We start from the raw sequence: 23,903 nt of genomic DNA, 5'->3' as shown, positions 1-23,903 counted from the left end.
AAGAGAGCTGCAATGCAAAAATCGATTAAACGCCGCTTTGTTGCAGGCGCTACCTGCCCAAAATGCCAAGAGTTAGACACTATTTCGCTATATTACGAAAATAACGTAGAAAAGCTAGAGTGCGTGGCCTGTGGCTATAATGAAGCGCAAACCGAAGAACAAGTGAATGCGGCCACCCGTGAAAATGAAAACGTGATTGGCATTTTCAAACCTCACTAGTTCGCGGTTACCCCCCCTCACGTTTGTGTAACTCACATCTTCGCAATTAGCGCTAGTATACATAATACTCAACCTTGCATTCCTCGTAGGGTGCTACTCATGAGTTAATTCACATAAGATTATAGTCATGTGCATTGCCTCTTTCTAATAAGAAGTAACTATTACGCATTCTGTGAAGATACCGCCCACATTCGACGTATCTTTACATAATGTAACGTCAGAAAGCTTTTGATAGCATACTCTTATCCAACTGATAGTACTGAATTATTTAACCTCGCCCCATTTACAGACAGCTAACTTCCGGCGGCATAATTCTTGAAGTACTCTTTTAAAGGAGTATTTATGAAGACCGCAAATCGTTACCTATTTATTTCACTCGCCATCGTACTTGGGTTGCTACTTATCATTCGCATGAGCATGCCTTATACGGCCCAGTGGTATATCAATAAAACTCTCAGTCAGCCGGGTGAATACAGCGGCCGAGTAGGTGACGTAGATTTAATGCTTTGGCGCGGTGCTTATAGTTTAGAGCACGTGTTGTTGTACAAGTCTAACGGACAAGTAGACAAGCCTCTGTTTCGCGCCGATAAGGTTGAGTTCACATTAAACTGGAGCCAACTTATAAAAGGGGCCGCAAGCGGTACGGTGAATCTTACTCGTCCTGAAATTAACTTTGTCGACGGTGCCACCAGCGATAACAGTCAAGCCGGTAAAAACGAAGATTGGCTTAACATTGCTAATCAACTGTTTCCATTACGTATTGATAAGCTTAGTGTGACCGATGGCAAAATTGGTTTTTATAACCCAGAGACCTCGCCTGTTATTGATATTTCGCTACACGACATTCAAGGTGAAGTAACAAATTTGGTGAATAGCGATGCGTTATCTGACAATCGGGTGGCTAATGCCACCCTGAGCGCACAAACTGCCCAACAAGGTACACTGAACCTAGAAGCCAAGCTTAACCCTGCCACACATAAACCTACTTTCGATCTCAATATTCAAGCCGACAATGTGGCTTTAGTTAACTTTAAAAATCTGCTGGATACCTATGCACCATTCGACCTAGAGGCAGGTTCACTTACCCTTGCTGCCGAAGTTGCTGCCGATGATGGCAAAGTAAAAGGCTACATAAAACCAATACTGCACCATGTGGAAGTATTTTCATGGAAGGGTGATATTGAGCAAGATGGTGATGGATTACTTGAAGGCACCGTAGAGCTATTATCCGCTTTTATTACTGAGCTATTTGAGAACCAAAGTGAAGATCAAGTCGCTACTCGCATTCCTATTGAGGGGGATTTAAGTAGCCCAGATACCGATGTACTTCGTGCGCTGGGCGCCATTATTAAAAACGCTTTTATTAAAGCCATTAGCGGCGACATTGAAGAGTCGGTAGAGTTAGAAACTTTAGCTGAACCCGCACTGCCTGATTCAACCAAAACCATTGACACAGACAGCCAAAGCACTAAACCTTGATACGATAAGCTGGTCGTTGTATCTGTATCGGCCAGGGCTTCGTAAGCTCAGTCTGCAATGCGGGGGTATCATTAATAATGGGGAGGCGGTGTTTCTTCCGAGTCTTTGGCCATATTAGAAGGCTCAATTGATTTAACCTTGTCGATAACGTGGCGTAACTTGTAGGTAAGCTCATCAAGTTGTTGCTGCTGTGAAGACAGCGCTTCATTTAAGGCTTCAATGGTATGCTCTTGAAACGCTATTTTCGTTTGGAGCTCTTCAATACTGTGGTTCGTACTATCGAGTTCTACCCGAAATGCGACACTGTCAGTACTGCTATTTTTATCTGTCATAATCTACTCTATTTACTGCGTTGCCATACTTCGGCAAGACCACTGCTGCTTTCTGTCACAATATTACCATCGGACATAAACCCAACGCCATAAACAACTGCAGTTGGCGGTGAAACAGTATCTCGTGATGCTACTTGCCAAGCATCCACTTCCTTACCACTTTTCAAATCCCACAAATACACTTGGCGTGACGGCGAGCCTGTCAGTAAATACTTACCATCATCAGAAAACACAGCATCAGTGAAGATTTTTTGCCTAGCAATAAAGCTCAGACCGCTAATGGCCTCGCCAGTTTGCACGTTCCACACTTGTGATTTGCTTTGGCTATCGGCAGTAAAAGCAAAACGACCTTTGTCATCTAATGCCACTTTGGTCACCCGGGAAGGATGCGTGAAGGTATGGATTATTTGCCCTGTGTCGGTGCTCCATAAATAAGCGATATAGTCGTTGCCACCGGTTAAGGCAAACTTGCCATTCGGGGAGATATCAATCGAGTTCACTTTTTCTTGATGCCCTAAAAACTCTAACCTGCGCTGAGTTTTAGGCTCAAAAAACATGACCTTACCATTAGAACGAGCCACCAAGATGCCATTGCCATTATTCGAAATGGCCACATCACGAATAGACGCTTCGTCAATACGCCAAAAGCCAATCGGGTCGCCGGTTTCAATGCTCCAGAGTGCAAACGCTTCTCTGTCAGCGGTGACTACATGAGTATTGTCGGCTGATATATGTAACGAAACGACTAAATTATTGCCTTCCCCTTGATGACTCCATTGATACAAAGGAGTGTCTTCGCCTATTCGCCATACATTGATGCCATTGTTGATGCCTGATACAACGGAAATAGTACCATCGGGCGACACATCGGCTGCGTAAGCCCCTTCCTCAACATGTCGCCATTGTTTAATTGGCGTGGTCTCAGGGAAGCTACATCCTATAGATCCACTTATTAATAAGGTGAGTAACAATAATCTGGGGAACATTTGAGCCCTAAACATAATCAAATAGGTTTCGCTTTGTGAATGCTAGGTTTAACATAGCATGGATCACGCATCTTTCACTATCGTGCAGACTGCCCTGGATGCAGCAGTTTAAACATAGACGCATGATGATAAAAATTTATGGAGACGTTTTATGCAGAAGTCGCTTGTTGCCTTATCTACTATTGCTGCCCTAGGCCTTTTTGCCTGTCAGCCAAACACCTCTGATGAGGCCGCTACTACCGGCACTGACATCGCTGAAACCGCCGATGTTTCGACAGAATCAATGACAGACGTACAAAAGCAAGCGTACGCTATGGGTGCAAGTATGGGCTTGTTCGTGAGCAACCGTGCACAACAGCAAGAGCAACTAGGCTTTCCGCTAGATGAAGCGGCGTTGAAAGAAGGCTTTGAAGATGGCCTTAACGACACATTGAAATTTACCCCACAAGAAATTCAGCAAATTGCTCAGCAAGGCGAAGAAGTACTTCGTGCTAAGCAACAAGAAATGGCGCAAAAAGCCGCACAAGACAATGTTGAAGCAGGCGCGGCATATTTAGAAGAAAACGCGAAGAAAGATAGCGTAACCACAACCGAATCTGGTCTTCAATATGAAGTGTTAGAAGAAGGTGATGGCGCAAGCCCCGCGGCTGAAGACATCGTTAAAGTTCACTACCGTGGCACTTTGCTAGACGGTACTGAGTTCGATTCTTCATACAAGCGTGGTGAGCCAGCTCAATTCCCACTTAACCAAGTTATTCCTGGCTGGACCGAAGGCGTTCAACTTATGCAAGAAGGTGCGAAGTACCGCTTCCACATCCCTTCTGAATTAGCTTATGGCGAGCGTGCTACTGGTTCAATTACACCAAATTCAACGCTAATCTTCGATGTTGAATTGCTTGAAATCGTTAAAGAAGAAGCTGCTGCTGAGTAATATCACGCCGCGCTTCAAAGTGTAGTGGCTACGCTTTAGCATTGGCCACTACTTGTATAAGCCGATACTTATTTAAGTGTCGGCTTTTTTAATGCGTTAAGTGATGGTTGTACCAAAAAGAGCGGATAAGAGTGAAGGCTGCACGATAGTCACCGCTATTAATACAGCAAATGCCCACCTTACGCAGAAGGTGTATTAGACGGCTAGTCATTCGATTACTCGCTTTTTGTGCACCTTATCGACAACCTATTTAAGTATGACGAGGTGGCGCACGACGACGTTCACGCTGCACTTTAAATACCGCAAAGTGATTTAACAGATATTGACCAAACTTATACATTAATAAACCAATCACGAGATATCCTGCTGTTATCAGGCTATCCATACGTACTACAATATCCAGTAAGCCATACAGCACCATTAACGCGCCAGTTAAAAAAAGCATAAAACCAGCAATAGTGCCGCCCATTGAACCGTTAGTTGCAGCACGGCGCCTGTCTGCAGGCTTATTTTCCGCCTTCGGTGCGTTATCTTCCATTCGATTTTCCCGCTCATTAGCTGGTTGCTATTTATACTGCGACAACAACTTTAAGGTTTATGTTCAATATTTGCACAAAGTGGTTTAAATGGTAGATTTCAACGCATTTGTTTATTGCGTTCTATTAATTCACCCACATACACTAGCCATAAGATTTCAATTTAACTAAATAATTGTGAAAACACCACTGATAACACGAAAAGGATATTTGAAGCTAAAACAGGAGCTTGACCATTTGTGGCGGGAAGAAAGGCCCGAAATCACACGAAAGGTGACGTGGGCTGCTAGCTTGGGCGATCGTAGTGAAAATGCAGATTACCAATATAATAAGAAAAAATTACGTGAAATCGACAGGCGAGTACGTTACTTACGTAAGTGTTTGGAAAACCTTAAAGTCGTGGATTATAGTTCCCAGCAGGAAAATAAAGTTTATTTTGGTGCTTGGGTAGAAATCGAAAACGAACAAGGGCAGGTGCTAGAACTTCGCCTTGTGGGTTACGATGAAATATTTGGCCGTCGAGATTACATTTCTATCGACTCTCCTATGGCGCGAGCCCTAGTGGGGAAAGAAGAAGATGATGACGTTACGGTAAAAACAGAAACCGACATAAAAGAATGGTGGATAAACCGCATTTGGTACGATCCAACCGATAAACTGTAATAAGGTTAAAACAGTTTCCATGAATACTGACCTTACAATCAGGCTTCTTCTGACCCGTCGCGGTGGTATAATTGCTGCCAGTTATTCCAACTAAAATGAAAGCGGTGTAAAAAGGCTAATGCTAGCCACTACATCCTTATTTGCTATTGCCTAGAGCGTATTATGATTATTAACAAAATTGCCGAAGAACTTGCCGTACAAACTTCTCAAGTCAGTGCTGCGGTTAAGCTTCTTGATGAAGGTTCAACGGTGCCGTTTATTGCACGTTACCGTAAAGAAGTGACTCAAGGGCTAGACGACACTCAGTTACGTACGCTTCAGCAACGTCTTACCTACCTTCGAGAACTAGAAGACAGACGCCAAGTCATCTTGAAATCTATTGATGAGCAGGGAAAACTGTCTGATGAGTTAAAGCGCAACATTACCGGCGCTGATAGTAAGACCACATTGGAAGACTTATACTTACCCTTTAAGCCCCGTCGACGCACCAAAGGTCAGATAGCCATTGAGGCAGGCCTTGAAGGCTTAGCAGATACTTTATTTGCCAACCCTGACCAGTCTATCGATGAGTTAGCCGCTAAATACGTTAATGCCGAAAAAGGGGTTTCAGATACCAAAGCCGCACTTGAAGGCGCTCGCTTTATTTTAATGGAACGGTTTGCTGAAGATGCAGCACTGTTGGGTAAAATTCGCAGCTACCTGATTGAAAACGCACATATTAAAAGCACAGTAGCAAACGGTAAAGCACAAGAAGCCGTTAAGTACAAAGACTACTTTGAACACAGTGAAAAGTACAAAAACGCACCTTCACATCGCGCCCTTGCTATGTTTCGTGGCCGTAACGAAGGCATGTTGAACATTCAACTTGATGCCGACCCGCAGCAAGATGATGCCAGTGCACCTTCTCACTGTGAACACCTTATTGCCAGCCACTACAACATAATGCACCGCCACCGTCCTGCAGATGATTTCTTAGCGCAAGTAGTGCAGTGGACGTGGAAAATTAAAATCGCGTTACACATGGAAACCGAGCTATTCAGTGGTCTTCGCGAGCGCGCTGAAAAAGAAGCGATTGAGGTCTTTGCTAAGAACCTCAACGATTTGCTAATGGCTGCGCCTGCTGGCGCTAAGACCACGATGGGCCTTGATCCTGGTCTTCGTACTGGCGTGAAAGTCGCTATCGTAGATAAAACAGGCAAAGTCGTCGCTAAGAATACCATCTTCCCCCATGCACCGCAGAACCAGTGGGATAAGTCACTGCGTACCCTCACTACCGTGTGTAAGCAGTATAAAGTTGAGCTTATCAGTATAGGTAATGGTACAGGTTCCCGTGAAACCGATAAGCTTGTAGGGGAAATGCTTAAAAATAACCCAGAGCTAGGTGCACAAAAAATCATGGTAAGCGAAGCCGGCGCATCGGTTTACTCTGCATCAGAATTAGCTTCAAACGAACTACCTGATTTGGACGTGTCTATACGTGGTGCAGTTTCCATTGCTCGTCGTTTACAAGACCCCCTTGCCGAGCTTGTAAAAATTGAACCTAAAGCCATTGGTGTAGGCCAATATCAACATGATGTTAGCCAAAGCCAGTTAGGTAAATCTCTCGACCGCGTAATTGAAGACTGTGTAAATGCGGTGGGTGTAGATTTAAATACAGCATCACCCGCGCTGCTAAGCTATGTGTCTGGATTGAATAAAACCCTTGCAAACAACATTGTGCAATTTAGAGATACCAATGGCGCCTTCGGCGACAGAAAAGCGCTAATGAAAGTTGAGCGCCTAGGGCCGAAAGCCTTCGAACAAGCGGCGGGATTCCTACGCATCGTAAATGGTAGCAACCCACTAGATGCGTCTGCGGTTCACCCCGAAGCTTATCCTGTGGTTGATAAAATTGTGGATACGGCCGCGGTTGCCGTTAACGATCTTATCGGTAACACAGAGCTATTGAAAACCTTATCGCCAGATACATTTACCAGTGACGCTTTCGGCTTACCCACGGTAAAAGATATTTTAAGCGAGCTTGATAAACCGGGCCGCGATCCTCGACCTGAATTTAAAACTGCCACCTTCAAAGAAGGGGTGGAGACCATTAAAGATCTTACCCCAGGTATGATTTTAGAAGGCGTTGTGAGTAATGTTGCGAACTTTGGTGCCTTTGTTGATGTAGGTGTCCACCAAGATGGTTTGGTGCATATTTCAGCGCTAACCAACAAGTTCATCTCAGATCCACGGGATGTAGTGAAAGCCGGGGACATTGTTAAAGTTAAGGTGCTTGAGGTAGACGTAGCACGTAAGCGTATATCGTTTACTATGCGGTTAGAAGATACCCCGACCTCGTCGAATCAAGCAGGCAAAAGCAATAACAGCAATGGCGCTGCTAACGCAAAGTCTACTGCTAATTCCCGCGCTAACAATGGGTCACGTGGACACTCTCACGCAGATAAGCCAAACAAGCGTGGCGGCGGACAAAACCAGCAGCAAAACAGTGCGATGGGTAATGCCTTTGCCGATGCCTTCGCCAAAGCCAAGAAATAACGCCTAACGCCATTGTTTACACGCGCGATTATAATTTTAAAGCCAGCATACATGCTGGCTTTTTGTATTTGCCCAGTAGAGTTTTGTATTTATGAGAGTAGTACGGTTAAGAACACGTGTTATTGGCAATGAGGGTAAACGAGGCTAGATAAGCGCTATTACTGTTAAGCGCTAGGCACTACAAACCCTAGGCGCTAGCGGAAAAACCTTCACGTACTGGTGTATAGGCTTGTGTGTAGAAATTCTGAATGCGACCAATGCGGGCTGAGTTAGCTTGGCTTTGTTGAACATTGTCGCCATTTGGCAGAGCTTCGTTGCCAAATGCTAGTGAGCGCGTATCAAACCCACCACCAATCTCATTTGAAGCTTCACTAGTACCTTGCGCTCCTTGGCTTACAGCATCTTGCTCAACCGTTTGCGCTTGTAAAACAGCTTCGTCTAGTGCCCTTGTCGGGCGTTCAACACCCGCATTATCGGTAATTTCATCAATATCAGGGGGCGTGATATCTGATGCGCTAGGCGATACCGATGATGTTGTAGCGTTGTCTTCAGCGATTTCGCTGCGAGCTTCAAACGATTTTTGAGTAGCTTCTGCTGCCACTTTTAAATCTTGCGCAGAAGGCTCCGCAGGGGCGAGTGCAGCAGCACGTACTTGCTGCATTTTACGAAGGGTTTCTTCAGGGCTATTTAGCTCAGAGATATCAATAGAGACTTCGCCATCGGTTACATAACGTTTGTTATCCGGCCCAGTGGTATATTCATATTGGGGAGATCCAGCGTATTGCCCACCCGCCGCGGCGTGTGCCTGCTCGTGAGTACGGACTTCTTGATCACGCGCCTCTAAGTTACTTATCTCTTGCTGTTCTTCTTCCGTCTGCTGCTCAGGCTGTGCGGATTGCTGTCCTGAAGCTTGCTGGTTTGATTCCTGTTGGCTTGATTCCTGTTGGTCTTGGGCATTTTGTTTACCCGCGCTTTCATCAGAGCCATTGTCTTTTTGTTCGCCAAACACGCTTTCAAACGCGCTTTGCAGCTCAGTTTGGACTTGGGGGCGATCGTAGGTAACAGGCGCAGGCGTTTGTCCCGGATTTCGAGCTTTGTCACTGTCCGAACCTAGGCCCTTTTGCGACGCCCCTTTCTCTGCATCCCCCGATTGAGGAATGGTTTCACGTAATGCGTTGTCTCGTCTCGCTGACTCGGTATTAACGTTTGCAGTAGGGTACGCTATGGCCGTAAGGATAGGGGTAACAATGTTCACATTACACTCCTACATTACTACGCTAACGTATCGATTATTGTGCCTATCGTGTCATTCGCCACATCAAGCACCTTGGCGGAAGCCTGGGCGTTGATACTGTTGATTTTCAATGACAACAGATTTGTGGTGACATCATCCTGCGTAGAGGGAAGTATGTTGCGTACATTCTGTAAGCTTTGGGTGGCAGCATTGGCTAAAACGGCTTGCGGATCGCGCTCTGCGTTCGTGGTTTGCTGGGCAATATTAGACGCAGCCTGCGTAATACCATTACTGGCATTCTGCAAACCGAATTGTCCGGACAAAATCGCCGAATTTATATTATTACTATTTATACCTGATATACCAGACATACACTACCTCTACACTCTCATGAGCAATTATTAACCAAATTGCACTAAATGAAAAGGTCTGTACCGCTCATACGCCTTAACTGGCTGTGAAAACGAGCAATATTTCTTCTTTGCGCCTAGCATTTCGCTGGCTAAAAGCTGCGGCGTATACACTCGCGGCCGTTTACATCACCTTAACGCGACTTAAAAGCATCGGATTTAAGATGCTTTTTGTTGATACACGCTCGATGCAAAGCTAAACAAAATATCGGCACTTTGTTGAGGGTGAGAAATAAACGGCGCATGAGCTGCATGGGGCAACACCACCGTATCGGCTTGAGGATGCAACTCGCAAATACGATCTATACCACTGGTAGGCACTAGGCTGTCTAAGCGACCATAAAGTCTAAGGGTTGGCACCGTTATCCGGCCAATGTCTTGGCGTAAATCTTCTGTGGAAAGAATTCTCAAGCCTTGTTTCAGCGCTTGCTGATCTGGTTCGGGGAATTCACTGATATGCCCACGAATAGCTTTTATATCTTGTCGTGCCGTATCACTTCCCATTGCTTGAATCGCTAAAAAGCGCTCTAGTGTCCTGTTGTAGTTACTCTCTAACTGATTTTCGAACATGGCGAGTAAATCACCTGCAATGCCTGGCCAGCAGGGGCCAGCGATGAAACGTGGTGTAGAGGCTATCGTCACTAAGCCTTTCAGATCTAAGCCACCAATTAAAGCTAATCGTTGCGCCACCAAACCACCTAAAGACCAACCCACAACAATACTTTCTGGCGGAATATAAGGCGCTATCATTCGTGCTAAAGACTCAGCGTTATAAGGGGAAGGCACATGCTGAGCGTTTTCGCCGAAACCGGGAAGATCAATAGTGGTAACCCGAAAACTATTGGTTAAATAGGGAATAAACGAAGTAAAAGCCCCACTATTCATACCCCAACCATGAAGGAAAACCAGATCGTTTCCTGTACCTTGAGTTCGGGTGACAAGCTGTGTGTTTGTATGCAAATCTTTCACTGTATACATCCTTTGGCTGTTGCATGAAGAAGCAAACCTAATAGGCTGCCATATATGCATGATTACCCATTATCTCAAAAAATGCTTAAAGACACGTTATCTTACTGTAGCTACAAGCGAGAAAAAGCGACTCAACTTAAGAATTCAAAAATTCACGTACTATGAATCTTTCATGCTTACTATGTTATCAGGCAAGTCCTGCGCCAGTATGTCATTGGTGTGAACATGACATATTTTTTTTCTCGGCCAACGTTCACGGTAATAACTTACTGTCATTTGGACCAGTCGGTCAGCACGTTAAGCATAGTGCCTATCAGCAGCTGTCGGTATTGGCTTTACATACTTATCCAATAACCACCTTAATTCATAGCTTTAAGTTTCAACACTCACTCACTTCAGGGAAGGTTTTAGCCAAGTGGTTTGTCGGTAAACAGCAACACTTGGCGCACCACACACCGCACTTAACCCACACTGCTCCCCAACTTCTCTTACCAGTGCCATTAAGCCCTTGGCGGCTAGCAACGCGACATTATAACCAAGCCGCAGTGTTAGCTAAATCCATTGGAAGTGCACTGAATATTCCCATTTGCACCAATTGGGCGATTCGACAAGGTATGTCTGCGCAACATCAACTAGGAAAAGCACAAAGGCTACAACATGCTAAGCAGGTGTTTTCATTAACTCATCAGTGTATTGATAGGTTAGTCGATTCTACCCCTACTCTTAAGCGTATCGCTATAGTAGATGATGTTATTACTACTGGTGTTACGGTAAACGCGCTAGCAAGCTTATTGAGAGCTCGCTACCCACAACTGAATATTCTGGTATGGGCAATGACCTTTACACCGCCCCCGAAAAGTTCACTGCTAGTTGCGGGGTAATCGAAACGACTACCGCCACGTATTCTTGCTACATAAGAATTGGCTAAATAAAAATTAGTTACTTAAGAAAACCAGACTGATAAATGGCATTACTTAACATTTTGTTTGTGCCATACCAGTACCCTCGAAATTGCGTATTGTCGGTAAACCCAATCACAACACCTTTACCTTGCTGTGTGGTTATCACAGCAGGGGTTTCGGCAATTAGTTTCACTAGTTTTTCATCACTGAATCCAGCCAATAATGGCGCTGAGGTATATCGAGCTGGCGTAGTAAATGGCGTGTAATAATTGTTCACCACCATATTGCTGGTTTTGAACATAGACAGTGTAGTGTCGGTATAACCGTAAAATAGTGGATGGGTGATATCTATTTCAGCTTCATAAACCGCGCCAGCCACCAACTTTCTTGCATATAACGCCGATTTATCGCCAAACGTCAGTTTATCTTCATCAAATTGACTGTCTATTTCTTCTCTATCTACTATATCGACGTTTAACCATTCATTGGCTGCAAAATAACGAAGGGCTGATTTTTGTCCAATCAACACACCGCCATTTTTAACCCACTTGAACAGGGCATCTTTAGTGTCATTCGACAGCGTATACTGCCCGCTAGCAAACACAATGTGGGTATAACCTGACTGTAGCGCATTGCCCAGTTTTTGTTGCTCCACAATACTGGCAGGTAGGCCAACCCGCGTATCAAAATAGTGCCACATTTCGCCCACTTCATATTCGCTTACCCCCTCGCCCCCAACTAATAGCACTTTTGGCCCTAAAATAGGTTTGATTGAGCGACTTCCAATATCACTGCCCGTTGGCGTTAGTCCACTCGCGAGGGCGTAAACAGGAATACGTAACGCGCGAGCTTGCTCGGTTAGCAGACTGAGTAAATTTTCAGGCTGAACTAATCCTGTAGGAATGACAATGCTACCCGAGGTAAAGGTATGGCGCTGATTATTAACAAGCTTAGCTTCAAACGCATTTTCGCTACTTCTTACGCTTACCCCAGCCTCTAATAACGACTGAAGCAAGGCTGGCGCGTAGTAATCGTTCCATGAAAACGCGTACGCATAGGCACTGGCAGGTAACGACTCGCTAAGCACTGGCATTGCTAACTTTGCATTGGCAGCCGTTTTTACGTTTCGGGTATCCCGTTTTTCAACCACCGAGAAGGGCAAGTTAAATGCCATCGCCATGTTCCACGATGACACATCGTAGAAGGTGTTATTTTCAAACGAGGTTTGGGTTGAAAATATGGACGTGATAAGTCGGTACTGGGCCTGCGCGACAGGAATATAAATGGCGCGATTAGCATTAAAGGTTTGCTTGCCAACGTCTGAGTCTTTGCTGACAACCTCGAACTTAATATTGTGTTGTTTAAGTAGCGACAACATCGCATTAAACCTGCCGCTATCACTCGACTCACCCACAATGTAGCCGCTAATATCACCGTCTTTTGCTAATGCTTGCGTGTCTTTAACAAAAGCCGATTGATAATCTAAAATAGCCGGCTTGTTGGCAAGCGCACCTTCAAAGGTACTTAATGAGGTCGTAATTTGATTTGCGATAGTGGTAGAAAATGCCAATGGTCCATTGATAGATTCTTGTAAATGTCCGCGAGAACTCGCTTGTTCAAACAAAATACCGATGCTGCCATGTAAATCAGGGTAGGTACTGCCCTTACCGGCGTAAAAGTCGTCAAATGCCTCTTCCGAGAAATACAGCTTTCCTTTCTTATCAAATGCTTTGGCATGATACGCCGCTAACGCTTCGGTTAAAGTGACGTTTTCATCCGGCGTAATAGGGTTTTTACGCGAGCGTACACCTGGCTGAAAAAAGTAGGTGCTATCGGTACCCATTTCATGAAAGTCAGTAAGAATATGCGGGCGCCAGCGATGAAATTGCTTTATACGTGCTTGAGACTCTGGGTGAGCCAACAATAACCAGTCTCTATTTAAGTCAAACCAATAGTGGTTCGTGCGTCCTGATGGCCAGCCTTCATCATGCTCACGGGTGTTACTATCCGCGACAAGTTGCTTTCCTTTGTGCATATTGGCCCATTGCGCGAAACGAGATAACCCATCGGGGTTGAAAGATGGGTCTAACAGCACAATATTGTTGTTCAGTAACGTATCGATTCGCGCACCTTGCCCAGCGGCTAAGTAATAAGCTAGGGCTAATGCAGCGTTTGAGCCTGAAGGCTCATTACCGTGAATGCTGTAACCCATATAGAAAATGAGTGGCGCACCGGCTTTTACTTTTTCACCTGAATTCATGGCATCGATATGCGCGGTTCGCATACTTTCTATATTAGGGCGGTTCGATGGCGCAGTAATGGTAAGTAGCAATAGCTCACGATTTTCATGGGTTCTGCCGGTGACTTCTAATGAAATGCGGTCGGAATGGTCAGCGAGTACACGCATGTAGTGGGTTAGTTGATCGTGACGTACGTGCCACTGGCCAATGTTCGCACCCAGTACTGATTCTGGCGTAGGGATATCTGGGTTATATGTTACATCAGTTGGTAAGTAGGCCTGAACCGGCTTTCCCCCCTTATCGAGGGCAACTATATTGGCATTTACCGAAGCAGATACGCACACGGCGGTTAACACGATAAATGGCGCAAACCATTTTGGGAAAATCGAGATTGTGGCGGTGCGAACCAAAGCTGCGAGCATAGTGATATCCGTCTTGTCGTTATGCGGTTACATCGAAACTAGTCAATACTTGACTGTTTTAGTCAGGTAAATTTGTTATCATAAACCAAATTTTAAATTAATAGGACTTACTGATGATTACTATATCAGAAGAAGCCCAGGCTCACTTCGTAAAACTGTTGGATAAACAAGAGACTGGCACAAATATTCGTGTATTCGTCGTAAATCCGGGCACATCGAGCGCCGAGTGTGGCGTGTCCTATTGCCCGCCAGATGCCGTTGAAGAAACGGATACTCGCCTAGAGTTCAATGGCTTCAATGCAGTGGTAGATGAAGAAAGTGTTCCTTTTTTACATGAAGCAGAAATTGATTATGTCACTGATCAAATGGGTTCGCAGCTTACGCTTAAAGCCCCTAATGCTAAAGCACGCAAAGTAGCTGATGATGCGCCTTTGGCTGAACGCATAAAGTACATGATTGAAGCTGAAATCAACCCTCAACTTGCTAGCCATGGCGGCCAAGTAATGTTGGCTGAACTTACCGAAGATGGCTTCGCTATTCTTCAGTTCGGCGGCGGCTGTAATGGCTGCTCTATGGTTGATGTAACTTTGAAAGACGGCATTGAAAAGCAAATGCTTGAGCAATTTGCAGGGGAACTAAACGGTGTTCGTGATGCTACTGAACATGAAGCCGGTGAGCATTCTTACTACTAAGATGTTGTATCTCAACTATGTTTGATGTGCACAAAAGCTGGCGACGATTTAAATTAGGCCTTGCCTTGTTCGTTGCTGGCGTTGTGCAGCTTTTCACGTTAAGTCATCTAAGCACCTTCCTTTACTATTATTCTCTTACCACCTTGCTTGTGGGCTTTGTCATTGCCATGTCTGGCTATGTAGGCATCTTCATGCAGCGTTTCGCGTTTCTAAAAGATAAGAAAATACCGCCTAGTTTCAAAGACGATTAGTCGCTTACCTCCTGCTTTTGTCCCATACGTTTCCTAACATACTTTTGTTAATTCTCACGTTCAATGACCTTGTCCTAGGCTGCGGATTGCACGTAGTCTAGTATTTATAATCTTACATTGGTTGTTCTTAACGTCATGTTTGTGACGGTTTTTAATACGTTTTTTGTCGTGCTTATTAGAGGAGGCTGAGATGAAAACCATTGGGCTTATTGGTGGTATGAGTTGGGAATCGACGGTTAGCTATTACCAAGCGATTAACCGGTTGGTGAATAGCCAACTCGGGGGGCTCCACAGTGCAAAAATATGCCTATACTCGGTTGATTTTGCCGAGATAGAAGCTTTCCAGCGCAGCGGTGAGTGGGATAAAGCCGCCGATGCGTTGAAGCACGCCGCACAGTCATTAGAAGATGCCGGCGCAGACTTTCTCCTTATATGTACCAACACCATGCATAAGGTCGCTGCCCAGGTGGCCAGCGCTGTAGCCATTCCTTTATTGCATATTGCCGATGCCACCGGCGTGGCTCTGTGTGAAAACACGGTCAAAAAAGTGGGCTTGTTAGGCACCCTATTCACCATGGAACAGGCATTTTACAGCGAACGTTTAGCGCAACAGTTTGATTTAGATGTAGTCGTACCAGACAGTGAAGACAGATTAGTCGTGCATAAAATTATTTATGAGGAATTATGCAAAGGGGTTATTTGTGAAAAATCCCGTGACGCGTATATTGATATTATCAACAAATTAAAGGCGCAAGGTGCACAGGCCGTTATTTTAGGGTGCACGGAAATTGCCTTGTTGGTAAAGCAGTCAGACACTGATATGCCTCTTTACGACACAACAGCACTTCACGCTGCTGAGGCTGTAAAAATGGCGCTAGAATAGTCAGATAACTATATTTTGCCTACAAAAAGGAAATGCTATGTTTAGTCATGTAATGATTGGCGCGAACGACATCGAAGCATCGAAGAAGTTTTACGATGCCTCTCTTGCTGTATTTGGATACGATGAAGGCGTATACGATGAACACGGTCGTGTTTTCTACTTCACCCCAAAAGGTGTGTTAGCCCTTACCAAACCAATTAACGGCGAAGCCGCTACCCACGGGAACGGTTCAACGATTGGCCTTGCTGCGGCAAACCCAGCGCTTGTTGATGAATGGCATAAAGTAGGCGCAGCCAATGGCGGCGTGCCGGTTGAAGATCCTCCCGGCATTCGTGGTACAGAAGAGCGCCAGTTGTACCTTGCGTATTTGCGCGACCCTTCTGGCAACAAACTGTGTGCGACTCACTTCGTTAAGAAATAACCTTGAGCGGATACACAGCCTTGAGCTTTTAAACAGCCTTGAGCGTGTATAAACATCTACGTTTAGCTCGTCAGTGCTACACTGGCGAGCGATAAGTCAGAATAGGTAAGCGACCATGACACCAGCAGAAACCGGCCTTGCTTACGATCAAATTACCCAGCGTTGGACACGGCCAGAGTTTAATCGTAGCAATGGTATTGCTCAGCATAAGGTCGCGTTATCATTTCTAGACGTATTTACGTCAGAACAAGGCTCATCCAGAACAGATCAACCTCGCATCGGCCTTGATGTAGGATGTGGCTGTACGGGTAGGTTTATTGAACTGCTGCATGACAACGAGTTTGTAGTAGAGGGGATTGATATCTCAAATGAGATGCTGGCGTTAGCCAGAGGAAGACACCCTAACAACACGTTTTATTTTGGTGATATTTGCACCTTCGACCTGCCCCATCAGTACCGCTTCATTAGTGCTTGGGACTGCCTGTGGCACGTACCACTACACAGCCAAGCGGCTCTAGTTACCAAACTTTGCAATGCACTACAGCCAGGTGGCATATTTATATTTAGCTGTGGCGGTGTGGATGAACCGGGTGAACATACCAACACCACCATGGGGCCTGAAGTCTATTACGCTTCACTAGGTATCAACGGTTATATACGTCATATTGTCGAAGCCGACTGCATTATTCGGCATATTGAATACGAGCAGCTACCCGAATTTCATACCTACTTTGTCGTGCAAAAGGCAATACCGCAAAAATAGTCGGGTATGTTTTGATTCAACTTTGTATTGTTTGCTTAACCTCAATAACGCTAGTAACGAATGAACCCTTTATATCGCCGTCTTGATAAGGTCGCCGACGCCATTTTAAAGTCGCCCGACCGTGCCAATAATCTTACTCAACTCGCCTCTCTCGCGTGTACCTCTGAGTACCATCTTCATCGCGCATTTAACGCAAAGTTTGGTATTAATATTGGCGCCTACGCTAGGCAGCTTCGACTGCACGAAAGTGCCTATAAATTAGCATTTCGGCCTCAAAAACGCATATTGGATATTGCGATAGAAGCAGGGTTTGGGTCACATGAAAGCTATGCCAAAGCCTTTAAAAAGCATTACAACCAGTCGCCTTCAGGCTTTAGAAAGACACCCAATGTTGAAGCGCTACATAAAGGTGCACAAATTAGCTCGCTAGTAATATCTAACGAAAAAGGATCTTCGGTACTTATGAACACCTCACATGACAACTCAAATAGCGCGTCTGAAAATGTCACCTCTGAAAATCATCAACTTGATGTGTCAGTTATTCAGTTTCCAGCCTTAGACATTGCGATGATGATGCATGTTGGCCCACCTAGCCGCATTATGAGCACGGTAAGTGAATTTATTACGTGGCGCAAAGAAAACAAACTACCGCCCTCCACCAGCCGCACTTTCAACTTACTGTATGATGACCCTGACAACACGCCACATGAGTCTTACCGGTTTGGTGTGGCGTGCCAAATTACTGCGCCTATTAACCAGCCCGCAAAAACAAGCAAGGCTATAGAAGCATGCCAGTCTAAGGATACGATCACTCCCAACGTCACCACCACTGCCATACCGGAAGGATACTGCGCTAAGGTCCGCCATATTGGCACCGATGCCGAATTAGGGGCGGTGGTGCACGCTTTATATCACCAATGGTTGCCTGATACACAATTTGAACTGAGAGACTTCCCGATTTTTTTAGAGCGTATTCGCTTTTTCCCCGATGTAGCCGCCCATGAAGCCGTGACCGATGTATTTCTGCCAATCGAAGTGACTACAGTGACGTAGCTGCTTAGCGTGGTTGGGTTTTGCATGGCTTAGATTAGCTGTCACACAATGCATTGCGCTTGCTTAGCCGTTCGAAGCTCCATCCAAGCGTAATGCCACGGGCGAGTAAGAACGCCAGCAATGCATACCACAAGCTGACATTACCGAGAGACTGAGTAAAAAACCATACTGGGAAATATACCGCGAAGGCGCTAATAATCATTGTGTCGCGCATAGAAGATGACTTAGTAAGGCCAACAAATACACCGTCGTACAAAAAGCACCAATGTGCCAGTAGTGGCAGAATAACCATAAGTGGAAGGTAGGTTACCGCTGCATTCACAATATTTTGATGCTCAGTGAGCAAGCTTATTATGCCGTGCCCGCCAAAGAAGAAGATAGCACTATAGCCTATTGCAAAAAGCGATGACCAAAACAACCCTTGGTATGTTCTGCGCTTTATTTCCGCGGAATTCTTTGCCCCCTTAGCTTCACCCACCAACGCTTCTACTGCATAGGCGACACCGTCTAATCCTAGCGCTATTAATACGAAAAACTGCAGTAGAATAGCATTCACTGCCGCCGGTATTTCACCGAATCGCACGCCTTGTATCGTCAAAAAGGCTAAGCAAGCTTGCAAGGCTAAGTTGCGTAGCAGCATGTCAGTATTGAGTTTCATTAACACTTTACGCGCTGCACGGTTAAACCAACTTGCTTCTGGTGCAATACCTCTCACTTGTTTCAACGCTACGTACATCGCCATAAATGCCATGGCGTATTCAGCAATAATACTGGCTAAGGCAACCCCAGCCACCGACATAGACAGCCCATAAACGAAGGTAATATCTAATCCTGCATTTACAAGGTTACCCACTATTTGAATAATCATCACCGTGCGGGTTTTTTGTTGCCCAACTAAATAGCCGATAAGGGCTAAGTTCAGCATAGCCGCTGGTGCGCCCCATACCCTAACCTGATAATACTCAGTTAAGTGTACTGCTACTGCATCTGAAGGGCTTGCCAATGCTAACCCTGCTGTGAGTACAGGCTCTTGCAGTATTAGTAAGCACAGCCCCAAAATTGAAGCGACAGCAAGGGTTTGCCAAAGTACTTTGGCAGAGGCAAGCGTGGCATCTTCATGCCCTTTTGCCTGTGCGCTTAAGCCCGTTGATGACATGCGCAGAAATCCACACACCCAGTAAATTTGGGTAAGAATTAGTGCGCCAACTGCCGCACCGGCTAACATGGCGGGCGCCGACATATGCCCCAAAACCGCCGTATCCACCAAACCCAGTAAAGGAGTGGTAATATTGGCCAGAATCATGGGCAGCGCTAAAGTGAGTAAGCGTGTATGATCGTGCCATAACGACTCAGGTTGGCGTAGAGATTGCTTATCTTCTTGCACTCGCTTTTGCATTAATTATCGTCTCTGCATTAGTAGAACAGCATGCTGACACGCAGTAAAAAGCAATGCTATTAAATCAACTTCAACTCGGAGAAAACATGAAGTTTATCATGCCTTTCAATGTCATTTCGTGGATTAAATGTGACGCTATATTGGCGCAAATGAAAGGCAACCGACCACACGGGTTAGCACTTTTCTTTTTTGTCTGTTTTTCTGGCTATAGTCTGGCTGCTACTGATAACACTACGCAGCCAACCCGTGAAATTCTTACTCAAAATGGTGTTATTTTGCTTTACCATCATGTGTCTAACCACACGCCGAAAAGCACCAGTATATCGCCTGATATGTTCAAGCAACATATGGCATATTTAAAGCAACATCACACAGTTTTACCTTTAGCAAAAGTGGTCAACGCTATTTTAGATAACACACCGCTGCCTTCCAATACCGTGGTAGTGACCTTCGACGATGGCTATGAAAACATCCTCACAAATGCCCACCCCATTATGGTTGATATGGGCTTCCCGTACACAATATTTATTAATCCAGGGGAAATTGGTACCAATAGAAGCCAACTCACTTGGGAACAAGTTAAGGCGATGCACAACGATGGCGTTACCTTCGCTAACCATACGCTTGATCATTTGCATATGCTGGATGGCAGAGTTTCAAGCAGTGAGGCTGATAGCGACACTAACGACGAAGCTTGGCTTGAAAAGGTATGGCAGAATGTAGCTGAAGCCGAGGCTATTATTGATAGCAAAATTGGCGAATCACTTAAATATTTGGCCTACCCTTTTGGTGAGTTCAACCAAAAGCTAGCAGATAAACTCGCGCAAGAGGGCTACATTGCGTTCGGACAACACTCAGGCGCTATAGGTCCACACAGTCATTTTCAAGCATTACCTCGCTTTCCTGCAGCTGGCCCTTATGCCAACTTAAGTACACTAAAAACCAAACTAAACAGTATTGCTATGCCGGTATTATCGACCAGCTTTGAAGGTGAGTATATCCCTGAGGTAAATCGAAATACGGTGCAAGGCGCTAGTGACGAATCGAGACTCCCCCCTATTACGCTAACGATTAAGGGCGATGATGTACGTTTAAGCCAAGTAAATTGCTTCTTTTCAGGCTCACCAGTTGAAACTAGGGTTGAAGGCAATGCGATTACCTTCAGTATTACTCAAGCACTTCCTGTAGGCCGTTCGCGAGTAAATTGTACCGCTCCGAGCAACTCTCAATCGGGAAGATATTATTGGTATTCTCAGCCATTTTTTGTGGCAGATAAAAACGGAAATTACCCAGATTAGTTAAGCTGAAAGTGCATGAACAAAACGCACAAAGGTGCCGTTCACTGATTGCTCTTTAAAATTAACGCTTTGATAAAACCGGATGGCAGCAATATTACTAATTTGTACGTCTAGTACCAATGCCTGCTTTTTAAGTGCTATCGCGTAACTACGCATATGGGCAATCATGGCGCTGCCAATGCCGCCTCGCCGAGCAATGCTATCTACCGCTACATGGCCCAACATAAGCTCTGTCGCACTTGGGGGAGTTAAACCGACAGCAACAGCTTGGTTGCGCATTAGCACTGCCATTGCTTCATCAAGATTGTAGAAGCTAGTCACGCTGTCTAACGACGCTCGGTCAAACACTGGCCCCAACTTGGTGTGCCACGCCGTAATGACGCCTACAACAACATTATCGACTACCGCAACCCAGTGATTATTGCAGCCATATTGCCCGTCCTTACCTTTCCATGCATGGGTCAAAAATTCGAGAGTATGCCTTGTATCCCCATTACCAAATACACAAACCAATAGGTCTTCGGCAGCACTTAATAATAAGGGAACCGCTTGGCGAGCATCAGATACGAGACCTTGTCGGATTTTTATATCCATGCCTCCCATACCTACCTATAGTGCCGAGTTTGAACTGAATGATGAAGTAATCGCTGGCATGTCATTACGTATTTGCTGTGCGTCACTAATCGACAACTTGCCAGGCTCACGTTTTGGCTTAAAACGCCCTATCACCTGTACTTCAGGATTAATAAGCACTACCGATGCACTATGATCGACAAGATAATTAGGATTATCTGTACTTTCAGCAATCGCATACATCATGCCCAAGTTGCGAGCGAAGGGAAATAAGGCTTTATGCGCACCGGTCGCAGCAATAAAGTTTGGGTTAAAGTAGCTGATGTATTCGTCGAGCCGTGCTAATGAGTCACGGTTAGGATCGATAGAAATAAACACCACTTTAATAGGAAATTCAGACTCAATAGCCTGCAGTTGCGGGTAAATGCTGTTCAGTTCGGCCATTGTAGTAGGGCATATGTCTGGGCAAAACGTATAACCAAGAAACAACAAGCTCCACTGATTTTCTAGCGAAGCTTGGTTAAATTCATTGCCTTTGCTGTCGGTCAGCGAAAAAGGCGCAATGGCGCGAGGCTCAGGATAAGCCTGAAAATACTTGGGTTTACCGCCATTAGACTGACCCGTTGGTGACAAATAAATTGCCCCTAACACACCCGCCAATAACGCTACTAATGCAACAACGCCTACAAAAATCCGTCGGTTCATAAACTCAGTGGTACGTAGTGATCGAACAACAATACTACAAACAATACCATGAGATGAACAATTGAGAACTTAAAAGTTTTCATCGCGGTTTGGCTAGTGGCCGCAAATTTCAGTTTTATCGCGTAATACATAAACCCAATATTTAGAAGCGAAGAGCCAATAAGGTAAATTAAATCACTCATGCCCACCAAATAAGGCAACAGGCAAACCAAGCTCAGTAACACGGTATAAAGTAACACCGAGGTTTTAGTGAATTCTACCCCATGGGTCACCGGCAGCATGGGCACTTTCGCTTTCGCATAATCTTTTTCGCGATGAATAGCCAACGCCCAAAAATGCGGGGGAGTCCACGTAAAGACAATGAGTACTAACAACAACGCATGAGCATGAATTTCCCCAGTGACAGCGGTCCAGCCAAGAAGCGGTGGAGCAGCACCTGCAATACCACCAATTACAATATTTTGCGGCGTGGCTCGTTTTAAAAACATGGTATACACCACGGCATAGCCCACCAAGCTAGCAAGGGTAAGCCAAGCGGTAAGCATGTTCACCCATAAGCTCAATACAACAAAACCCATTACGCCAAGCCCTGCTGCAAACCAAGATGCTTTTGCGATACTTACTTTTCCTTTAGCCACAGGCCGATTGAAAGTACGTGCCATTTGGCTGTCAATTTTGTGGTCGACCACATGATTAATCACCGCGGCTGATGCCGATAACATGCCAATACCCAGCAATCCGCACACCAACGCTGTAGCGTTTACCCAGCTAGGCGAGGCTAAACACATCCCCACTAACGCCGTGAGCAAAAGTAGCATCACCACGTTTGGTTTTGTCATTTCGTAATAGTCACGCCAGCTGATCTTTGCTTGCGAGTTGTTCTTCACTTGCGAGCTTAGCGAGTGCTTACCTGCAACTGCAGTATTTAACGGGATAGTTTTAGCCATGATGACCTCCAGTAGAGTAGGAGAAAGAAGAGGTTGAAGGAGCAACTGACCATGTCAGCCATATCACTGTGAGTAATAGCATGGCGGCAATTGCATTATGTGATACCGCGATAAACAAAGGTAAACTAAACAAAACGTTACTTAGACCCAGCGCCACTTGCACGCATAGTACTCCAAGCATTAAGACACACCCTTTTTTCACCTCCGGTGATAATTTACTGTTTCGTAACCACATAACAGCCAATACGGTAAGGTAAAGAAAGGTGATTGCAGCGCCGAACCGATGCACAATATGCATAGTGGCTCGCTCACCGTAATCGTGTGCCCCAAATTCATAGTTTTGTGCCTCGGGCACACTGTATGCGCCTTGAAAATCTAACCGCTGCTGCCACCCGGGCTCGCAAATTGGCATATCGGTACAGGCGAGGGCGGCGTAGTTGGCCGATGTCCAGCCGCCTAACGCTATTTGCCCCACTAAAATGGCCATACCTAACAATGCCATCATCGTCAGCCTGTTGGTTTTACCAAGATTAAGGCTGTCGTCTGTTAACGGTTGTGCCGAATTGGATTCCCGTTGTAGCAAGTTAACTGAGCTGTGTTTTCTAAGGCGTAAATAAAGCAAAAATAAGCAACTTAGTACGGTGAACCCCCCTAGCAAATGCCCCATAACCACCACAGGCAATAAATTAAGAGTGACTGTCCACATGCCAAGCGCCGCTTGAAAAATCACAAGGCCAAGCAGCAACAAGGGCAGCTTAACTGGCGTGCCTTTATGGCGCTGCCTTACCGCGATAATGGCAATCGCCAAAATGCATAGCCCTAGCGCCCCTGCAAAATAGCGATGAATCATTTCGTTCCATGCTTTATGCGCCTCCACGGGGCGGTCTGGAAACGCCGTATTCGCCGCGGCTACCTTTTCGTCACTTAGCGGCACGGTAAGGTTGCCATAGCAACCCGGCCAGTCAGGGCAACCAAGGCCAGCATCAGTAAGGCGTGTGTAAGCCCCTAAAATGATGACTACTGCGGCAAGAAACAGGCTAAACAGCACCAGTTTTTTCATAGC

The 23,903-nt window shown here is 45.5% G+C and carries 25 protein-coding genes; 13 read left to right on the top strand and 12 right to left on the bottom strand.

The window, feature by feature from the left end; all coding sequences use genetic code 11:
• Positions 1–12 precede the first annotated feature (12 nt).
• Positions 13–219, top strand: a complete 207-nt coding sequence (locus KYS23_RS13635) for a YheV family putative zinc ribbon protein (RefSeq protein WP_159534096.1) — start codon at positions 13–15, stop codon at positions 217–219.
• A gap of 342 nt (positions 220–561) precedes the next feature.
• Positions 562–1,698, top strand: a complete 1,137-nt coding sequence (locus KYS23_RS13630) for a DUF748 domain-containing protein (protein WP_218419090.1) — start codon at positions 562–564, stop codon at positions 1,696–1,698.
• 71 nt (positions 1,699–1,769) lie between these two features.
• Here the strand turns inward: KYS23_RS13630 and KYS23_RS13625 are convergent, their stop codons facing one another.
• Together KYS23_RS13625 and KYS23_RS13620 are read right to left on the bottom strand one after the other, a co-directional pair.
• Positions 1,770–2,030, bottom strand: coding sequence for a SlyX family protein (locus KYS23_RS13625; protein ID WP_159534099.1), 261 nt, complete (start codon positions 2,028–2,030; stop codon positions 1,770–1,772).
• Positions 2,031–2,038: 8 nt separating this feature from the next.
• Positions 2,039–3,016 (bottom strand): WD40 repeat domain-containing protein, encoded by a 978-nt coding sequence (locus tag KYS23_RS13620; protein WP_220099962.1) that lies wholly within the window; start codon positions 3,014–3,016, stop codon positions 2,039–2,041.
• A 151-nt stretch (positions 3,017–3,167) separates the two neighbouring features.
• Here KYS23_RS13620 and fkpA point away from each other — a divergent pair, with 151 nt between their 5' ends.
• Entirely contained in the window at positions 3,168–3,947 is a 780-nt protein-coding gene (fkpA, locus tag KYS23_RS13615; protein WP_159534101.1) for an FKBP-type peptidyl-prolyl cis-trans isomerase, read from the top strand.
• Positions 3,948–4,197: 250 nt separating this feature from the next.
• Here the strand turns inward: fkpA and KYS23_RS13610 are convergent, their stop codons facing one another.
• The gene (locus KYS23_RS13610; RefSeq protein ID WP_201299286.1) at positions 4,198–4,485 is read right to left on the bottom strand and encodes a hypothetical protein; all 288 of its coding nucleotides are present in this window, start codon (positions 4,483–4,485) and stop codon (positions 4,198–4,200) included.
• A gap of 175 nt (positions 4,486–4,660) precedes the next feature.
• Between KYS23_RS13610 and greB the strand changes: the two genes are divergently transcribed.
• Together greB and KYS23_RS13600 are read left to right on the top strand one after the other, a co-directional pair.
• Positions 4,661–5,146: a transcription elongation factor GreB gene (gene greB / locus KYS23_RS13605; RefSeq protein ID WP_159534103.1), complete on the top strand. Its 486-nt coding sequence runs from the start codon at positions 4,661–4,663 to the stop codon at positions 5,144–5,146.
• 162 nt (positions 5,147–5,308) lie between these two features.
• Complete coding sequence (locus tag KYS23_RS13600; RefSeq protein WP_218419088.1) at positions 5,309–7,681, top strand: Tex family protein; 2,373 nt, start codon at positions 5,309–5,311, stop codon at positions 7,679–7,681.
• A 187-nt stretch (positions 7,682–7,868) separates the two neighbouring features.
• On the opposite strand, the gene KYS23_RS13595 is transcribed toward KYS23_RS13600, so the two are convergent.
• From KYS23_RS13595 to bioH, 3 genes are all read right to left on the bottom strand, one after another.
• Positions 7,869–8,936, bottom strand: a complete 1,068-nt coding sequence (locus KYS23_RS13595; protein ID WP_159534107.1) for a putative metalloprotease CJM1_0395 family protein — start codon at positions 8,934–8,936, stop codon at positions 7,869–7,871.
• Between the two features lie 17 nt (positions 8,937–8,953).
• Positions 8,954–9,286 carry a hypothetical protein gene (locus tag KYS23_RS13590; RefSeq protein ID WP_218397532.1) on the bottom strand — a complete coding sequence of 111 codons (333 nt, stop codon included), beginning with the start codon at positions 9,284–9,286 and terminating at the stop codon, positions 8,954–8,956.
• Between the two features lie 198 nt (positions 9,287–9,484).
• Positions 9,485–10,303 (bottom strand): pimeloyl-ACP methyl ester esterase BioH, encoded by an 819-nt coding sequence (gene bioH, locus KYS23_RS13585; RefSeq protein ID WP_220099967.1) that lies wholly within the window; start codon positions 10,301–10,303, stop codon positions 9,485–9,487.
• Positions 10,304–10,455: 152 nt separating this feature from the next.
• Here bioH and KYS23_RS13580 point away from each other — a divergent pair, with 152 nt between their 5' ends.
• Positions 10,456–11,175 carry a ComF family protein gene (locus KYS23_RS13580; protein ID WP_218397534.1) on the top strand — a complete coding sequence of 240 codons (720 nt, stop codon included), beginning with the start codon at positions 10,456–10,458 and terminating at the stop codon, positions 11,173–11,175.
• Between the two features lie 58 nt (positions 11,176–11,233).
• Here the strand turns inward: KYS23_RS13580 and KYS23_RS13575 are convergent, their stop codons facing one another.
• Positions 11,234–13,858 (bottom strand): M14 family zinc carboxypeptidase, encoded by a 2,625-nt coding sequence (locus KYS23_RS13575; protein WP_218419086.1) that lies wholly within the window; start codon positions 13,856–13,858, stop codon positions 11,234–11,236.
• A gap of 113 nt (positions 13,859–13,971) precedes the next feature.
• Between KYS23_RS13575 and nfuA the strand changes: the two genes are divergently transcribed.
• From nfuA to KYS23_RS13545, 6 genes are all read left to right on the top strand, one after another.
• Positions 13,972–14,550 (top strand): Fe-S biogenesis protein NfuA, encoded by a 579-nt coding sequence (gene nfuA / locus KYS23_RS13570; protein WP_126872128.1) that lies wholly within the window; start codon positions 13,972–13,974, stop codon positions 14,548–14,550.
• A gap of 17 nt (positions 14,551–14,567) precedes the next feature.
• Positions 14,568–14,801, top strand: a complete 234-nt coding sequence (locus tag KYS23_RS13565; protein ID WP_159534117.1) for a hypothetical protein — start codon at positions 14,568–14,570, stop codon at positions 14,799–14,801.
• Positions 14,802–14,991: 190 nt separating this feature from the next.
• Positions 14,992–15,684: an aspartate/glutamate racemase family protein gene (locus KYS23_RS13560; RefSeq protein ID WP_159534119.1), complete on the top strand. Its 693-nt coding sequence runs from the start codon at positions 14,992–14,994 to the stop codon at positions 15,682–15,684.
• Positions 15,685–15,721: 37 nt separating this feature from the next.
• Complete coding sequence (locus KYS23_RS13555) at positions 15,722–16,105, top strand: VOC family protein (protein ID WP_218397537.1); 384 nt, start codon at positions 15,722–15,724, stop codon at positions 16,103–16,105.
• 115 nt (positions 16,106–16,220) lie between these two features.
• Entirely contained in the window at positions 16,221–16,868 is a 648-nt protein-coding gene (locus KYS23_RS13550) for a class I SAM-dependent methyltransferase (RefSeq protein WP_159534123.1), read from the top strand.
• 60 nt (positions 16,869–16,928) lie between these two features.
• The gene (locus KYS23_RS13545) at positions 16,929–17,921 is read left to right on the top strand and encodes an AraC family transcriptional regulator (protein ID WP_218419084.1); all 993 of its coding nucleotides are present in this window, start codon (positions 16,929–16,931) and stop codon (positions 17,919–17,921) included.
• 34 nt (positions 17,922–17,955) lie between these two features.
• On the opposite strand, the gene KYS23_RS13540 is transcribed toward KYS23_RS13545, so the two are convergent.
• Positions 17,956–19,224 (bottom strand): MATE family efflux transporter, encoded by a 1,269-nt coding sequence (locus KYS23_RS13540; protein ID WP_246604405.1) that lies wholly within the window; start codon positions 19,222–19,224, stop codon positions 17,956–17,958.
• 179 nt (positions 19,225–19,403) lie between these two features.
• Here KYS23_RS13540 and KYS23_RS13535 point away from each other — a divergent pair, with 179 nt between their 5' ends.
• Positions 19,404–20,615: a polysaccharide deacetylase family protein gene (locus KYS23_RS13535; RefSeq protein ID WP_218397542.1), complete on the top strand. Its 1,212-nt coding sequence runs from the start codon at positions 19,404–19,406 to the stop codon at positions 20,613–20,615.
• Here the strand turns inward: KYS23_RS13535 and KYS23_RS13530 are convergent, their stop codons facing one another.
• The 4 genes from KYS23_RS13530 to KYS23_RS13515 are packed head-to-tail and all read right to left on the bottom strand — an operon-like array spanning position 20,616 to position 23,900.
• A complete protein-coding gene (locus KYS23_RS13530; protein ID WP_159534131.1) occupies positions 20,616–21,209 on the bottom strand; it encodes a GNAT family N-acetyltransferase in 594 nt (197 codons plus the stop codon).
• Between the two features lie 15 nt (positions 21,210–21,224).
• On the bottom strand, positions 21,225–21,893 hold the full coding sequence (locus tag KYS23_RS13525) for an SCO family protein (protein WP_159534133.1): 669 nt from the start codon (positions 21,891–21,893) through the stop codon (positions 21,225–21,227).
• The gene (gene cyoE / locus KYS23_RS13520) at positions 21,890–22,840 is read right to left on the bottom strand and encodes a heme o synthase (protein ID WP_201299287.1); all 951 of its coding nucleotides are present in this window, start codon (positions 22,838–22,840) and stop codon (positions 21,890–21,892) included. Before cyoE ends, KYS23_RS13525 begins: the two co-directional genes overlap by 4 nt.
• Positions 22,833–23,900 (bottom strand): COX15/CtaA family protein, encoded by a 1,068-nt coding sequence (locus KYS23_RS13515; protein WP_218419080.1) that lies wholly within the window; start codon positions 23,898–23,900, stop codon positions 22,833–22,835. The genes cyoE and KYS23_RS13515 overlap by 8 nt, the downstream gene beginning before the upstream one ends.
• Between the last annotated feature and the right edge of the window lie 3 nt (positions 23,901–23,903).

This window comes from Alteromonas lipotrueae, assembly GCF_019249255.1.
GTDB lineage: Bacteria > Pseudomonadota > Gammaproteobacteria > Enterobacterales > Alteromonadaceae > Alteromonas > Alteromonas lipotrueae.
Note: the sequence above shows the minus strand (reverse complement) of the source record. Positions and strands in the feature narration are given on the sequence as shown.

Bases quoted from the DNA above. Each gene is read 5' to 3' on its own strand.
- KYS23_RS13545 (WP_218419084.1), top strand. From the start codon at position 16,929: ATGAACCCTTTATATCGCCGTCTTGATAAGGTCGCCGACGCCATTTTA.
- bioH (WP_220099967.1), bottom strand. From the start codon at position 10,303: ATGTATACAGTGAAAGATTTGCATACAAACACACAGCTTGTCACCCGA.
- nfuA (WP_126872128.1), top strand. From the start codon at position 13,972: ATGATTACTATATCAGAAGAAGCCCAGGCTCACTTCGTAAAACTGTTG.
- KYS23_RS13525 (WP_159534133.1), bottom strand. From the start codon at position 21,893: ATGAACCGACGGATTTTTGTAGGCGTTGTTGCATTAGTAGCGTTATTG.
- KYS23_RS13575 (WP_218419086.1), bottom strand. From the start codon at position 13,858: ATGCTCGCAGCTTTGGTTCGCACCGCCACAATCTCGATTTTCCCAAAA.
- KYS23_RS13530 (WP_159534131.1), bottom strand. From the start codon at position 21,209: ATGGATATAAAAATCCGACAAGGTCTCGTATCTGATGCTCGCCAAGCG.
- KYS23_RS13515 (WP_218419080.1), bottom strand. From the start codon at position 23,900: ATGAAAAAACTGGTGCTGTTTAGCCTGTTTCTTGCCGCAGTAGTCATC.
- KYS23_RS13560 (WP_159534119.1), top strand. From the start codon at position 14,992: ATGAAAACCATTGGGCTTATTGGTGGTATGAGTTGGGAATCGACGGTT.
- KYS23_RS13565 (WP_159534117.1), top strand. From the start codon at position 14,568: ATGTTTGATGTGCACAAAAGCTGGCGACGATTTAAATTAGGCCTTGCC.
- KYS23_RS13630 (WP_218419090.1), top strand. From the start codon at position 562: ATGAAGACCGCAAATCGTTACCTATTTATTTCACTCGCCATCGTACTT.
- cyoE (WP_201299287.1), bottom strand. From the start codon at position 22,840: ATGGCTAAAACTATCCCGTTAAATACTGCAGTTGCAGGTAAGCACTCG.
- KYS23_RS13600 (WP_218419088.1), top strand. From the start codon at position 5,309: ATGATTATTAACAAAATTGCCGAAGAACTTGCCGTACAAACTTCTCAA.
- KYS23_RS13580 (WP_218397534.1), top strand. From the start codon at position 10,456: ATGAATCTTTCATGCTTACTATGTTATCAGGCAAGTCCTGCGCCAGTA.
- KYS23_RS13590 (WP_218397532.1), bottom strand. From the start codon at position 9,286: ATGTCTGGTATATCAGGTATAAATAGTAATAATATAAATTCGGCGATT.
- KYS23_RS13620 (WP_220099962.1), bottom strand. From the start codon at position 3,016: ATGTTCCCCAGATTATTGTTACTCACCTTATTAATAAGTGGATCTATA.
- KYS23_RS13625 (WP_159534099.1), bottom strand. From the start codon at position 2,030: ATGACAGATAAAAATAGCAGTACTGACAGTGTCGCATTTCGGGTAGAA.
- fkpA (WP_159534101.1), top strand. From the start codon at position 3,168: ATGCAGAAGTCGCTTGTTGCCTTATCTACTATTGCTGCCCTAGGCCTT.
- KYS23_RS13540 (WP_246604405.1), bottom strand. From the start codon at position 19,224: ATGATTCTGGCCAATATTACCACTCCTTTACTGGGTTTGGTGGATACG.
- KYS23_RS13635 (WP_159534096.1), top strand. From the start codon at position 13: ATGCAAAAATCGATTAAACGCCGCTTTGTTGCAGGCGCTACCTGCCCA.
- KYS23_RS13550 (WP_159534123.1), top strand. From the start codon at position 16,221: ATGACACCAGCAGAAACCGGCCTTGCTTACGATCAAATTACCCAGCGT.
- KYS23_RS13610 (WP_201299286.1), bottom strand. From the start codon at position 4,485: ATGGAAGATAACGCACCGAAGGCGGAAAATAAGCCTGCAGACAGGCGC.
- KYS23_RS13535 (WP_218397542.1), top strand. From the start codon at position 19,404: ATGAAGTTTATCATGCCTTTCAATGTCATTTCGTGGATTAAATGTGAC.
- KYS23_RS13555 (WP_218397537.1), top strand. From the start codon at position 15,722: ATGTTTAGTCATGTAATGATTGGCGCGAACGACATCGAAGCATCGAAG.